13 protein-coding genes are annotated in these 13,509 nt (G+C 68.5%); 3 read left to right on the top strand and 10 right to left on the bottom strand.

Features of this window, described 5'->3' with window-relative positions:
- Nucleotides 1-6 precede the first annotated feature (6 nt).
- Nucleotides 7-537: a hypothetical protein gene (locus ACFY0P_RS20405; RefSeq protein ID WP_388914655.1), complete on the top strand. Its 531-nt coding sequence runs from the start codon at nucleotides 7-9 to the stop codon at nucleotides 535-537.
- Between the two features lie 168 nt (nucleotides 538-705).
- Here the strand turns inward: ACFY0P_RS20405 and ACFY0P_RS20400 are convergent, their stop codons facing one another.
- The gene (locus tag ACFY0P_RS20400) at nucleotides 706-1,584 is read right to left on the bottom strand and encodes a LysR family transcriptional regulator (protein WP_388914652.1); all 879 of its coding nucleotides are present in this window, start codon (nucleotides 1,582-1,584) and stop codon (nucleotides 706-708) included.
- Nucleotides 1,585-2,140: 556 nt separating this feature from the next.
- Here ACFY0P_RS20400 and ACFY0P_RS20395 point away from each other — a divergent pair.
- Nucleotides 2,141-3,031, top strand: coding sequence for a hypothetical protein (locus ACFY0P_RS20395; protein ID WP_388914650.1), 891 nt, complete (start codon nucleotides 2,141-2,143; stop codon nucleotides 3,029-3,031).
- Here ACFY0P_RS20395 and ACFY0P_RS20390 read toward each other — a convergent pair.
- The 7 genes from ACFY0P_RS20390 to ACFY0P_RS20360 all read right to left on the bottom strand — a co-directional run bounded on the left by ACFY0P_RS20390 (nucleotide 3,012) and on the right by ACFY0P_RS20360 (nucleotide 8,444).
- Nucleotides 3,012-3,752, bottom strand: a complete 741-nt coding sequence (locus ACFY0P_RS20390) for an alpha/beta hydrolase (RefSeq protein WP_388914648.1) — start codon at nucleotides 3,750-3,752, stop codon at nucleotides 3,012-3,014. The two genes, ACFY0P_RS20395 and ACFY0P_RS20390, sit on opposite strands and share 20 nt — an antisense overlap.
- A gap of 534 nt (nucleotides 3,753-4,286) precedes the next feature.
- The gene (locus tag ACFY0P_RS20385) at nucleotides 4,287-4,418 is read right to left on the bottom strand and encodes a hypothetical protein (protein WP_388914645.1); all 132 of its coding nucleotides are present in this window, start codon (nucleotides 4,416-4,418) and stop codon (nucleotides 4,287-4,289) included.
- A gap of 30 nt (nucleotides 4,419-4,448) precedes the next feature.
- On the bottom strand, nucleotides 4,449-5,102 hold the full coding sequence (locus tag ACFY0P_RS20380) for an MFS transporter (protein WP_388914643.1): 654 nt from the start codon (nucleotides 5,100-5,102) through the stop codon (nucleotides 4,449-4,451).
- Nucleotides 5,103-5,290: 188 nt separating this feature from the next.
- Nucleotides 5,291-5,527 carry a cytochrome C oxidase subunit IV family protein gene (locus tag ACFY0P_RS20375; RefSeq protein ID WP_388914640.1) on the bottom strand — a complete coding sequence of 79 codons (237 nt, stop codon included), beginning with the start codon at nucleotides 5,525-5,527 and terminating at the stop codon, nucleotides 5,291-5,293.
- Between the two features lie 3 nt (nucleotides 5,528-5,530).
- Entirely contained in the window at nucleotides 5,531-6,121 is a 591-nt protein-coding gene (locus tag ACFY0P_RS20370) for a cytochrome c oxidase subunit 3 (protein WP_388914637.1), read from the bottom strand.
- Complete coding sequence (locus tag ACFY0P_RS20365; RefSeq protein ID WP_388914634.1) at nucleotides 6,118-6,834, bottom strand: hypothetical protein; 717 nt, start codon at nucleotides 6,832-6,834, stop codon at nucleotides 6,118-6,120. Before ACFY0P_RS20365 ends, ACFY0P_RS20370 begins: the two co-directional genes overlap by 4 nt.
- A 671-nt stretch (nucleotides 6,835-7,505) precedes the next feature.
- Nucleotides 7,506-8,444, bottom strand: a complete 939-nt coding sequence (locus ACFY0P_RS20360; protein ID WP_388914631.1) for a hypothetical protein — start codon at nucleotides 8,442-8,444, stop codon at nucleotides 7,506-7,508.
- A gap of 1,763 nt (nucleotides 8,445-10,207) precedes the next feature.
- On the opposite strand from ACFY0P_RS20360, the gene ACFY0P_RS20355 reads away from it, so the two are divergent.
- Nucleotides 10,208-10,978, top strand: coding sequence for an alpha/beta fold hydrolase (locus ACFY0P_RS20355; protein WP_388914628.1), 771 nt, complete (start codon nucleotides 10,208-10,210; stop codon nucleotides 10,976-10,978).
- A gap of 611 nt (nucleotides 10,979-11,589) precedes the next feature.
- Here the strand turns inward: ACFY0P_RS20355 and ACFY0P_RS20350 are convergent.
- Nucleotides 11,590-12,951, bottom strand: a complete 1,362-nt coding sequence (locus ACFY0P_RS20350) for a mycothione reductase (RefSeq protein ID WP_388914625.1) — start codon at nucleotides 12,949-12,951, stop codon at nucleotides 11,590-11,592.
- Between the two features lie 215 nt (nucleotides 12,952-13,166).
- Nucleotides 13,167-13,385, bottom strand: a complete 219-nt coding sequence (locus ACFY0P_RS20345; protein WP_388914623.1) for a hypothetical protein — start codon at nucleotides 13,383-13,385, stop codon at nucleotides 13,167-13,169.
- Nucleotides 13,386-13,509 lie beyond the last annotated feature (124 nt).

Raw genomic sequence — 13,509 nt, 5'->3', positions numbered from 1 at the left:
GTCCGGTTGGTCTCCCAGGACTCCCCCCGGCATCAACTGCTGGTGTGCCGCACGGTCAATGTCGTCCATTCGGGCGAGGCCGATGCCACCTCGCTCGGGTCCGGGGGTGCCGCCTTGCCGGATGGGTCCGTCGTCTTCCTCGCTTCGGCGCCGAGTCCGGCGGAGGGGCTCGATGACGGCGCGGCGGATGGTGCGCGTGAATCCGACGGAGCCACCACGGCGGGTGCCCGGCGCGGGGAGGGTGTTGTCGACGTCGTGGAGGCGGTCAAGGCGCTGATCGACGGGATGGGCATGAGTCTGCCGAGCGTCTACTCGTTCGCATGGGTCCTCTCCGGCACCCACGACCGCGCCAACCCCGACCCGGGAATACCTGCCACCGGCAAGAAGCTCGAGTGCCCCGGTGCCACCATCGGCGTGCGGACCGACGGGCTCTTCACCGAGAACCGCGACTACCGGAACTTCGCGGACTTCCTCCGACAGAACGGACCGGCCTCTTGCCGCCACCGGCCTGAACGGCCTGGCCCGCCTGGGTGCTGACGGACGTCGTGGGCGGCGGATCGTGAGGTCCACAGCGGATCCGGTGACGACGACGGCCGTCACCGTCGAGTCCATATCGGGCGCCGCGCCGCTCACCGGCTACGCAGGCGCCGAGGGCCCCGCCGGCTCCGTGGTGGAGCTTCGCCGCTGACGGACCGGAGCCGGGCGTCAGTCCGGGCCCGGGCCGAGCATGCGACGCGAGAGCTCGGCGAACTGGAGCAGCTCGGGCATGGTCCGGTGCTTGGAGTAGGCCAGGGCGACCATGCGCGGAGCGACGCCCTCCAGCGTCAGGTAGACGACGTCGTCACGGCGGTAGAAGCCGGCCATGCCGGCCGGCATGACATAGCATCCGGACCCGAAGGCGACGGTCTCCAGGCATTCCTCGATCGTCACCGGGAACCGGCCGGTGTCTCCCGGCGACGCCACCGGATCGCGCGGTACTTGCCCACGCCATTCCGGTACGTCCCGCGGATCCTGCAGCAAAGTCATGTCACGCAGGTCCTCGACGTGCACCGCCTTGAGGTCCGCGAACGGATGCTCACTGGACAGCGCCACCACACGGGGCTCCGGGAAGAGCGGGACCACCTCGAACATGCCCTCCGGCAGCGGCAGTCGCACGTAGCAGACGTCGACCCGCCCGTCGAGCAGGAAGTCGACCTGGTCGGTGATCGAGGTGTGCACGACATCGATGTCGAGCTGCGGCGCCATCCGGGCGAACTCCCGCACGATGGGGGTGACCGTGACACCCGGCATGAAGCCGATGGTGAACTGGTTCACCTCCCGGTTCGCCGTCCGCACCCGCTGCTGCACCGCCTGTGCCATCGCCAGCATCGGCCGGGCGTCCTCCAGCAACTGGCGCCCCGCCCGCGTCAGTACGGTGCCCTGCCGGTCCCGCAGGAAGAGGACCACGTCCAGATCCTCCTCCAGTGCCCGGATCTGACGGCTGAGTGCCGGCTGGGTCATGTAGAGGCGGCTCGCCGCCCGCACGAAGCTGCACTCCTCGGCCACGGCCACGAAGTAACGCACCCGGCGTATGTCGAGGTCCATGTGGCTCATCGTAGCCGCGCCCATCACGGCATATGCCGAAACGGCTCCAGAATCGAACAGATAGGCACCGGCACGGTCGCCCCCGACCGGTCCGCCATGGTGAGACCGACGCGAAGAGCCGGAACGGCCGCCGCTGCCGAAGGAGTTGTGCGTGACGCCCAGCACGCGAGGACAGTGGGCGCGCGCCGTGAATCGGGGGTATGCACACCGTCAGCTTTATGCCGCATACATGGTCGGCCTTATGCCGCATACACACCGTTCGCCACGAAACCGTCGCCGATCGGGAACGGCCACGGGGCGACGGGGCCCTACGCGCGTCCAACGCGGACACGGTCACACGACTGTCTACGCACGGGAGCACGCCCGCGTCCTCGGGCACCGGACGCATCCGGCCTGCGGGGCCGATGCGCCCCACGAAAGGAATCGCCATGGGATTACGCCGGCAGCGGAGCAGGGCCACGCCGTCCACCGGACACACCGCGAGCGCTGCGGCAGGCGACGGCACGGCATCGCGCTCGCTTCTCTTCCTGGTTCTCCCGGTTCGCGTCTGTCCGTCATGACCGACAGACCCGAACGCGCTGCCGTCGTGACAGCGGCATTGCGCGACGTCCTGGCACATCTCGACGCCGATGCCGTGGCCAAGCGCATGGAACCCGTACTTCGCCGTACGCCCGAATACGTGCGCCTCGCGTGCGACTGCGAGGCTTCCGCTCTTCGCGCCTCGCTACGCCGGCAGGCCGGCCTGCTCCTGCACTGGATGGTGAACGGCACGCCCCCGGACGCACACGTCCTGTCGGAGATGTACGAGCGGGCGCGGGAGTGCGCCGCCGCCGGACAGCCGCTGGACGGCGGACTGCTCCTCCATCGCCGGGGCGTGCGCGTCTTCTGGGACGCCGTCCTCGGCCTGGCCGCCGAGGAGGAACGCGCACAGCCGGCGGACTGGACCGAGCAGGGGCGGCGTCATCTCGACAGCTACCTGGACATGGTCACGCGGATGTTCACCCAGGCCTACGCGGACCAGGCCGACCTGCCGTCCGCGCAGGGCGACCGCCGGGCGCGCACCCTCTTCGACCGTCTCCGCACCGACCTGCCCGTCACAGTGGAGGACCAAGAGCGTGCCGCCCGGCTCGGCTTCGATCTGACACCTCCGTACGTGCCCTTCGTCGTGCTGCTCGACAACTCCGCCCCTGCCGAGCGCGCCGATCCGGCGGCCCGTCTGCGCAGCGCCGGAGCCCTGGCCTTCGTCGAGGACGTCCGCGTCACCGGACTCACCGGTCCCGCGTTCGACTGGTCCGCGTTCCTGGCCGGCCGGCGCCTGCTCCTGGCACAGAACCCGCCTACGGGGCGTGGGCCGGGGACCTGCCCCTGGAGGGGCGGCCTCACGGCCGACACCGTTTACTGTCTGCCGGCGGCCCGACGGTCCGGCGTCACTTCAGGTGTCGGGTGAAGAACCGGGCCGCGTCGTCCCCCGCGAACTGCGGGACGCCGGTGTGCCCGCCCATGTTGGCGTGCAGGGTCTTCTCCTTGGATCCGAAGGCGTCGAACAGGTCCAGGGCGGCCTGCCGGTCGTTCCCTTCGTCGTCCCACTGCAGCAGGACGTGCAGCGGAATGGTGACCTGCCGGGCCTCCTCGAAGATGGCGCGAGGCACGAAACTCCCGGCGAACAGACCTGCGGCCGAGAGGCGCGGCTCGACCACCGCCAGCCGGATCCCGATGGAGATCACGCCTCCCGAGTACCCGACCGGGCCGCCGATCTCGGGCAGCGAAAGGAGGGCGTCCAGGGTGGCCTGCCATTCCGGGACCGCCTTGTCGACCAGTGGGAGGATGAGTGCGTCGATGACTTCGTCGCTGACCGGCTCGCCGGCCTCCATCGCCCGGCGCAGGTCGGCGCGGGCCTGCTCGGCGGCGGGCCAACGGGGCCGGTCGCCGCTTCCGGGGAGCTCGATGGTGGCCGTGGCGAAGCCCTCCGCCGCGGAGTGCCGGGCCCGGGCCACCAGTCGGGGGTACATCTTGCGCAGCCCCAGGGGAGGGTGGCCGAGCAGGATCAGCGGCGCCGGTGCGGATGCGGGTGCGGGTGCGGGTGTCCACAGGATGCCGGGGATCTCGCCGAGGGTGAACTCGCGCTCGAGGACGCCGTCGTCGAGGCGATGTTCGGAAGTGAAGCGCATGGTCGTGCCTTTCAGGAGTGCCATTGAACGGCGCTCCCGGACGACCTATCGCCCGACCGCGACCCCGGAGGGGAGCACCCATGTCGATACTGCGTTCACGGGTACCACCTCCTCGTTCTCTCGCCCGGCCTCCGGAAACGTAGCAGTGGCCGCCGTGGTTCCGCCAACGTGTTTTCGCGGGGCTCCGTGGCCGGACACCACGGCGTCGGAGTCACGCCGGATACGGTCGGGAAACGCGCCCGCCACCACTTCGAGCACCGAGGAACCGGCAAGCAACCGCTGACGGACGATCTACGGCGCAGACAGCCACCCATGACCGGCGTGAGCACCCTGAGCACCGATCACACCAGCCCTTCGACCTGTGACTTCAAGTCGGCGGAGGCCGGCAGCCCGCACCGCCTCGCCGCGGACACGGAACCGGTCATCAGGGCTGACCACTCGACAGAGCAGCACGTGAGACCCAGTCCCTGCGCGGTGACACCGGGGGCTCATAGCCCGGTTCCGCGGCGCACGTCCACACAGGGGTCCCCTGCATCATTGCGCGAGCGCGGTGGCGCTTTCCGGCTCCTCGGACAGGTCGTCCTGACCGCCAAATGACAGCAGGCGTGAGGGAAGAAGCCTGAGGCAGGCCAGTGTTCCGCCGATCGCGCCGACCCACAGCGCCACGGGAATTCCTGCTGTCGCGGGCCGTTTTGATCAGCGGATTTCGTCGGATGAAGGCCAGACCCGGCCGCCGGTCGCGGCTCTCCAAGGAGCCGGGCTCGTGGTGGCGCTCGACCCCGCGCAGCCGGAGGAGGAACAGGCGGCCGCGACGGCGGTGGCCGCGTCCACGCCGACCGCCGCTGGTACGCCCGCCGGCTGGACCAGCGATCCACCGATGGAAGGTCCGGCCAGGATCGCCGCGGTCTGGCCCGTGTAGGAGGCCGCCTGTCCGGCCACGTAGAGCTCGGGCGGCAGGGTGGTGGCGAACAGGCCGCTCTCGCTGACATTCGACAGCACCGAGCACCGGCCGATGACGGCCAGGACGACGGCCAGCTGGATGAGCGAGAGCAGGCCGAAGGCCGTTGCGAGCGGCACGCTGCTCAGGGCGGCGACCCGCAGGAGATTGGCGCCGGCCAGGAGCCTGCGGTGGTATCCCGTGCGGTCGGCGAAGGAGCCGACCGGTATGGCCAGGAAGAGGCTCGGGAGCCAGATCACGGCCGACAGGACGGCGCTTTGGACGGCGTCGGCGTCCAGGACCTCGATCGCGGCCAGCGGCAGGGCCACCGAGGAGATGGCATCGCCCAGGGCGGCCAGAGTGGTGGCGGACCAGAGCTTTCTGAACGCGGAATGGCGCAGTGGCGCCGGCACCGAAGGACGTGGGGCCCGCACATGCCGATGTTGTCGTCGACCATGCCAACTCGGCATCGGCCCATCGGCGTTGGGCGGATTCCGATTCGGCGACCGATATCTTGGCGAATTGTCCAGTGATTCCACGTCGGGGCAGACGGAATCACCTTCGGTGCACGCCGAGGGATCTACGACACCGACGGGACCTCTCAGAGGATGAGGTAGAGGGCGAGCAGAGTGGCGCCCGTGACCACGACATAGACCTCGAAGGCACCGCGGAGGGCCCGCGGGGCGTTGCGCAACTCCATGAAGTGCAGGCCGACCAGGCGTACCTTGATCAGCGCGATCGCCACGACCGCGCAGCCGATCGGGGTCGACGTGCTGCCTTCGATGCCCAGCAGCCAGCTCGACAGCGTGGCCAGGACGAGTGCCGGAAAGACCCACATGTGTCACGCCACCAGGTAGAAGAGCGGGAAGAGGATGAGCCAGAGCAGGTCCACCATGTGCCAGTACGCCGCCGCCCCCTCGGCGACCAGCAGGTGGCCCCGGCTCAGGGCCCGCCGACGGGACAGGACGACGAGGACCGTCAGCGCTCCTGTCCCGATCGTCAGGTGGACCAGGTGGATGCCGGTGAACACGAAGTAGTACATGAAGAAGTCGTTGCTGCTCGGTGTATGTCCGTCGTGAATCACCAGCGCGTATTCGAAACTCTTGACGGCGGTGAATCCGAGCGCGCACAGAAGCGCCCATGGCAGTGTCCGTGCGGGCCTGCCGGATCGCAGCTGCCGCAGCCCGCGAGCCACCAGCGCCGAGGCGGTCAGCAGGAGCAGTGTGTTCAGCAGTCCCAGGTCCGGGTGGAGGGCCCGCTGGGAAGCTCGGAACATCATCGGGTGTCGGCCGTGCAGCACCGCGATGAAGCCGAAGAACACCGAGAACATGATCATGTCGCCGAGGAGGAAGATCCAGAGACCCGGCTCGCCAGGGATGTGGCGGTGGTGCTGGGGTGCCGATTCCCCGGTACGGGCCGCGGTGGCGGTCATGCCGCGGGTTCGAGGACGGCCGGGGCTCGGTCGTCGTCTACCCGGCTCGCGGCCCGCACCGTCAGGTGCGTCATGACGAGGAACCAGGCGCCGAAGGCGCCGGCCGCGACCCAGAACGAGAGGATGCCGTTCCAGGCGAAGGGGCCGGTCTTGAAGAACGTCAGCAGGATGCTCGGCAGGAAGAGGAAGGCCATCCAGAAGTTCAGGTACGCGGACCAACGGGGCAGGAGCGGCGTGGGGCGCTTGTCGGCCAGGATCGCCACTCCGACCACGGTGGCCTGCCCGATGGCCGGAAACGCGTTCATGACCAAGGTGATCCAGGCCAGGTCGTTGAGCGCCGTCGTGATGTCGGGCGAGCGGTCCGGCCGGTAGGCCGTCGCCGTGAAGATCAGGACCGGTACGAAGATCGCGGCCACGTTCGCAGCGCCACAGACGAGTTGTATGGAAGCCAGCGGCTCCAGCCGCGGGTCGATACGCCGGATCAGGCTCGACAGCGCTGCGACGAAAGGTGCGGTCACCACTGCGCCGACGAGCATGACCACGAGGCCGGTACGGATCGAGTCGGCATGGTCCGTATAGAAGGCCGCGACCCGCTCCGCGGACCAGCTCGGCGCCATCGGCGGTATCCAGTGGGCGATCAGCAGAGCGGCGAAGAACAGCGCGATGAACAGGTAACCGAAGCTCGCGCAGGCGATCAGGATTCGGCGGGACATGTGGAATCTCCTGGTTCCGTGAGGGACGGGTACGGAGCGGGCTTCGCTGCTCGGACCTGAGGACGTGGTGGGGCAGCCGGCCCGGCGGTCGACCTGGGGGACCGCCGGGCCGGGGTGTTGAGGTGCGCCGGACATGGCGGGGGTGAGGGATGAGCAGGACGAGGCATGGCGATGGCGATGCCTTGCCGACTCGGCAGTTGTTGTGTGGACAGCGATCGGGACGTTCGGTTCCACGGACCCGAGTGAGCTGCCGCGGCACCGGCCACCTCGATCGGTCGAGCGCGGCTCGCAGCGCGGTGTCCGTTCCGGGGCCTGCGCCGAGCCGGGTGCGGCCTGCCGCAGCCACCGTTGACGCGCGTCGCACCTGAGCACTCCGGCTCTGCGACTGCCGCGCTCAGGTGCCCAAGGTCGTCGCGAAGCGGTGTGTTACCACTGCCGCGCGGGCACCCCGAGATCGAAGCGGGTCACGTCGAACATCCTGGCCCGGGCCGATCATGCTTCGCCAATGCCTATCCGGTGGTTCCGCATGCCGGTCCGGCATCAGCCCTCTTGCCGGCACGTGGTGCGGCCGACGAGGCTCGCGATTTCGGGAGGGATCACACGGGAGCGTGCCGCCGTGCCCCGATCACCTTTGCGGAGCGACAATCGGCCGGCGTTTTACGGACGGGATGTCAGGGTGTGACGCCTCGGTTGCGCCAGCTGACCGAATAGGCTGCTCGGCGAGCACGCATCAACTCTCCCAGAGGCCGATGCTCGGGTGCCGCGATCCATGGGTTGAAGCTGCTCTTCTCGACCATCTCGGCCAAAGCCTCGTCCGGAGCCTGCCGAGGCAGGCGCAGCCGCCCCACGGTGAGCCACGGCGCGTCCCAGCGGACCGCCGAATCCTCGATCGGCGTACGGCTCTCGTCCTCGAAGAACTGGGCCTGGAAGAGGAACTCCAGGTCGTCGTCCGCGAGTCGCCTGTAGAGGTCGGCGGCCAGATTCCTGCGGGCTGCTTTGTTGATCTTCGTTGAGGCGGCGCACAGCTTCAACCGGGCCGCGTAGTCGCCGAACGTGATGGGCATGATGCTGAAGAAGTCGTGCGTGGCGAATCCGCTGAACGGTTTCACCATGTCCCGGACGTTCGCGACGGCGCTGCGCGTGATCTGCGGCTTCATCGCGGCCTTGCGCAGCGCGGCGCCGGGCGCGCTCGTGGACAGATCGACGATCCCGACGACGTCCGCGCTGCCGCGGACCTGCAGGGTCTCCTGGCTGACCAGGGTGAAGTTCTGCTCGACATCGACGGACGACGGCGTCGAGGCCCCGAGCACCTTGATCGCGAAACCACGAATGTCGGGAGCCCGGTCGACGGAGAAGTTCCCGTTGGACAGCCGGACATGTGCCTCAAGGACAGCGGGAGCGGCAAAAATTCCCTGCCGCGCATAATCAGGAAGACCTTCTTCCACCGCGAGGACGGCCTTCAAGGCAGCGACTTGATTGCGGTGCAACGCCCTCCCGTGCCCTTGCTTTTTCAGACGCTTACGTTGCAGTTCACTGAAGACGTGCACCTGTTCCGCGTGCTGGGTACTCTCGTCGGGCAGAAATACTTCGTGCCATTGAGTGCTCGGCATAGAGCAAAACCTTCTCGATGTTCGGGCCCTCCGTCAGACGGAAGGCGGTCATGGCCTGGCGCCGGCGTCTGCGCCCATGGAATTCAGTCCCGCTGTACGGGCGTTCGGGACTGTTGGCCGTTCGCGCGGACAGCGCCCGTACGAGGCAGTTCGCGAGGCAGCCCTGCACGTGAGTGCGTAGATCACTGCTCCGACGAGCGTTTCGTCCACCGTCCGCCACAAGAACTTCACCATTACCGTGCCTTCGTGTTCAGGGGCCACCGCGCGGCCTTTCGCCGGACATTCGTCCGGTGCTCAGGGCCGTCTCGCATCACGTCGGATGGAGTCGGCAGCCCGGGAGAGCTCCGGCTCTGTCGCGTCGCGGCACAGGACACAGGTGCATGGCCTCCCTGCCCCGCATCATGCACGAGCGACCCGCGACGACACATTGTCAAAACCTTTTCCGCCAAGCCGAGTTCCTTCGTCCACCCAGCTTTGCGGCCCGCGATTCGCCGCGCCAATGCCGATTACCCGAACCGTCATGCCGACCGGGCATGACGTCAGGACAGCGCGGTTCCGCTCGCCCTCGCCCCCGCCACCGTGACGGTGGGGGGACCGGTTAGTCCGCATTGCGCGAGCGACAGGCAGCAGGCCGGCCTCGGTTCGTGCACAGCCGAGGTCCGCCCGGCCGCCGAGAGGCCCCAGGCCGCGGTGGAGGACAGCGCGATCCCGACGAAGGCACAGCTCCTCAGCGCCGGATGCACTCATCTGCCGGCCGATGGTGCTGCTATGCCGATCCGAGCGCCGCCATCACGATCTTGGCGAACTGGTCGATGGACGGCATCTTCCGATTCTCGGCGTACGCCAGCGCCACCATGCGCGGGGCAACACCCGTGAGCTGCAGGCACCGGATGTCGGGGCGACGGTAGAAATCGGCGAGGCCGGCCGGGACGACGATGAACCCGGTGCCGGACGCGACGGCTTCCAGGCTCTCCTCGATCGAGGTGGGCCGGTCGGCTGTTCATGGGCCTCATCGAAAAGTCCGGGAAAATGCCTGGGCCATCGGACGGGATGGAGAAGTCGCCACCCGCTCACTGAACTGAGACTTCGTGCCCCGGAGTCCGTAGTGCACTGAACCTCCAAGTCCTGGATGAGTGGCAGGGGTTCGAGCCCCGTGAATTCAGATTTCGGCATGCTGACGTCACCGCCTTCACATGGTCGTCGTCCGGTCACCGGGACGACGGCCGCCCTGCGGCGACCGTGCCCGTTCGTACCCGTCGCAGTGCCCACACCTCTCCTCAGAAGCCAGCTGCTCACCGTCCGGCAGCTCCGAGCTTGCCCGTTGCTCGCGCTGCCGCACCGGCAAATCCCGGGATTCCGACAGTGAGACGCCTGGATGTGACCCAATTTCCTGCAGTTCTGCGCGCTTTAATCGGCAGAAATTCTGCGCAGGAAATACGGGGTGCCTTGGGAGCTTGCGGAACGCTAGCACGACTGCCCCACCCATGAAGAGCGTTGGGAGTGTTCGCCGGCTCATGCCGGATCGACATGGACGGAAGCAGAATTGGCATTAGCGTTCCGTCGATGCGGCCGCCATAGTCAATTTTGCGAAGCGCCGCAGGCCGCAACACATACGGTTTCCGTGTCCATGCGGACCACGCCGCTTCCTCTGACGATTCGGTTGGACAACTCGAGAGGAACAACACCACATGAAGTCCACCGCTCGAATCAAAACGCTCGCGGCTGCCGGGCTCGTGAGTGGCGCGGTCGTAGCCTCGCTGGCCGTGACGAACGCGAGCGCCGTCACGACCGGGGCGAACGATCACGCCGTCGCCTCGCAGACGGCGCACCGCACGAAGCCGACGGTGGTCCTGGTCCACGGGGCGTTCGCCGACTCCTCCAGCTGGAACAGCGAGATCGGCTACCTGCGACGGCACGGCTACCCGGTCTACGCGATCGACACCCCGCTGCGCGGCCTGGCCTTCGACAGCGCCTATGTCGAGGCTCAGCTCAAGACCATCAAGGGGCCCGTGGTGCTGGTCGGCCACTCCTACGCGGGAGAGGTCGTCAGCCAGGTCGCCGCGAAGACGTCGAAGGTCAAGGCCCTCGTGTACGTGGCGGCTCTCATCCCCAAGGCGGGAGAAACCGCCGGCTCCCTGATCGGACAGTTCCCCGGGTCGCAGCTCATCTCGGAGAACTTCCGCACCGTTCCGCTGCCCGGCGGTGACACCGACGTGTACCTCAAGGCCGACAAGTACGGGACCGTGTACGGCAACGGGCTGTCGAAGTCGGCCATCGGAGTCGCCTCGGTGACTCAGGAGCCGGTCGCCCTCTCGGCCTTCACCGACAAGGCCACGGTGAATCCGCCGGCGAAGACGCCGAAGTGGGCGGTCATCTCGACCGAGGACCACGCTGTGCCGACGGCCGCCCAGAAGTTCGAGGCCAACCGAGTGGGAGCCCACATCATCTACACCCGCTCGGGCCATGATGTTCCGTCGATCAGCCCCGGGGCCGTCGACCGTGCCATCGTCGCCGCCGCCAACACCGTGCGCTGATCGATCCCTGTGGCGGGGCGCCCGTTTCGGGGCACCCCGCCCTCGGCGTCGCACACCCCGCTACCGCCTCCCGGACGTTCGATGTGCTTCGCGGCCCGGTCGGAACCGTTCGACCTGACCGAGACCGTGGTGACGGCCGACGCACCGCACACCCAGCGCGACCATCCCGACTTCCTGGTCGGGACGAAGAGGGCGCCCAAGGCGTTCACATCGGGTTTTCGGCACCTGCGGTATCGCTGGGGACAGGCCGAGCCCGGCGGTGCTTCACGGTCAAGTTCCTGGCGGACGAGGCACTGATCGGTTCGACCCGACTGTATGAACTCGTCCCGGCCGAGGGCGGCGCTGAGAGCGGTTCGGCCTCGTGCGGAATGTGGATCGCCTCATGGACCGACGGCTTCGGCCGCCGGCCCAGCCCGATCGCCTGTTTCGCCGTCACCGGCACAGCACCCGCGCCCGGGTACGTGATCCAGGTCGGGTTCGATAGGGGGTCGGTCAGGATATGCGGGTATGGAGCGGGCAGCAGGAGCAGAGCACCCCGGTGCTGTGCGGGTGTGCTCGCCCCACCGCAGTTCTCGACCGGCGAAGGACTCGCGGACGCGGTGGGCTGCCCGTCACAGCGCCAGCAGCGCCTGTTCGACCACTTCGGTGAGAGCGGGATGGATGTAGAGGACCTCACGGGCGATCCGGTCCACGGTCAGGCCCAGCGTCATCGCCTGGATCAGGGGCTGGATCAGTGTCGCGGCCTGCGGGCCGATGACGTGCGCACCGATCAGTGTCCGCTCGCGGGCGTCCGCAAGCACTTTGACGAAGCCCGTCGTGTCCTCCAGCGCCCATCCATAAGCGGTGTCGGCGTAGTCACGAACACCGATCAGGCAGTCGATTCCACGCTTCCGCGCCTGCCGTTCGGTCAGGCCGACACTGGCCACCTGGGGGTTGGAAAAGACGGCGTGCGGAACCAGGCGGGGGGCAAGCGTGCGGATGTCGTCGGGGTGCAGGAGGTTGTGACGCACCACGCGTACTTCGGCGTTGGCCATGTGCTTGAGCTGGAAGTGGTTCGCGGCGTCGCCGAGCGACCAGATGCCCGGGACCGACGTACGGTAGGCGTCGTCGGTCACGATGTGGCCGTGCTCGTCGAGTTCCAGTCCGGCGGCCGCGGCGTCGAGGCGGTCGGTGTTGGGCCGGCGGCCCACGGCGACGAGCAGCGCGGCTGCTTCGACCGTCTCACCCGGTTCGCGCCCAGCGGCTCCGGCGACGTGGACCGCGACGCCCTGCCCCCGGGCCTCGACGGACATGACCTCGGTGTTCAGCAGGAGCCGGTGGCGCTCGGCGGCGAGTTCGGTGAACCGGGCCGACACCTGCTCGTCCTCCTGCGGCAGCAGCCGCGGACCCCGCTGCACGATCGTGACGCTAGATCCCAACGCACCGAAGACGTAACCCAGTTCGGCCGCGATGAACCCGCCTCCGACGATCACCAGGGACTCGGGGACTTCGTCGATCCGCATGATCGTGTCGGAGGTATGGAAGGGGACGTCCTCCAGGCCCGGGATCGCCGGCACCACCGGACGTGCCCCCACCGCGACGACGAACGCTTCGGAGCTGATCCGTTGCGATCCGACCTCCACCACCGTCGGCGAGACGAAGCGCGCCGGTTCGGTGTAGACGTCCGTCGCGAGGCGGCGGTAGGCGACCGCGCTGTCGTGGAGCGGGTCGATCCGGCCGAACACCCGGTCGCGGATGGCCTTCCAGTCGACGTGATCGACCGTGGCGTGTACGCCCAGCCGCTTCGCCGACCTGGCCGCGGTTGCCGCGTCGGCGGCCACGACGAACATCTTCGACGGGATGCACCCGCGGTTCAGGCAGGTCCCCCCGAACCGGGAGGGCTCCACGATGGCGGTCCGCAGCTGCGCCGTCTCCGGTCCGAGCAGCATGTTTCCGCTGCCCGCTCCGAGCACGACGAGGTCATAGTGCTTCATCTCTTCCCAACTTCCCGGCGCGAGCCCCGATGCGGTCGCGGTCGGCGACGCCGGTCCCGGAGCGGCCGCGGGCCCAACGCTCCACCGACCACCCCATGGTGGGCCCGCGGCTTCCGGCACCGCCAATGCCGATCTCCTTCTCCGTCATGCCGGTCCGGCATGGGCGGTGGGCATGCCTGCCATGGATGTCGGCATCAGGCGACTGTGCTGCTTCGTCACCGGATACCGAAGAGAGCAGCGTCGTCCGGGCTGCGGCGCGCACCCTCGCCGTCGTAGGTGAAGGTCTGGCTCTGGCCGGCCGGAACGGCGCCGGTGTCGGCGCTGGTCCAGGTCTGGCCGGTGCCGCCGCACGCGGTGAGGGTCAGCTGGGTGCCGGTCGCGGCGGAGGGGGCCGGACATCGCCGGCGACGGTGTGCCCGACCCGCTCCCACCACCAAAACCAGTGATCAACCGCGACCCCGCCCAGACGCCGATCCGATCCGGTCCGGTCCGATCGCTCTCAGCTCCACCTATCCGCCGGTCCTCGGCGGGTAGGCCGTGCGGGCACCGTCAACCGCC

The sequence above is a fragment of the Streptomyces sp. NPDC001714 genome, from assembly GCF_042892755.1.
GTDB lineage: Bacteria > Actinomycetota > Actinomycetes > Streptomycetales > Streptomycetaceae > Streptomyces.
This window is presented reverse-complemented; position numbering and strand designations above follow the sequence as displayed.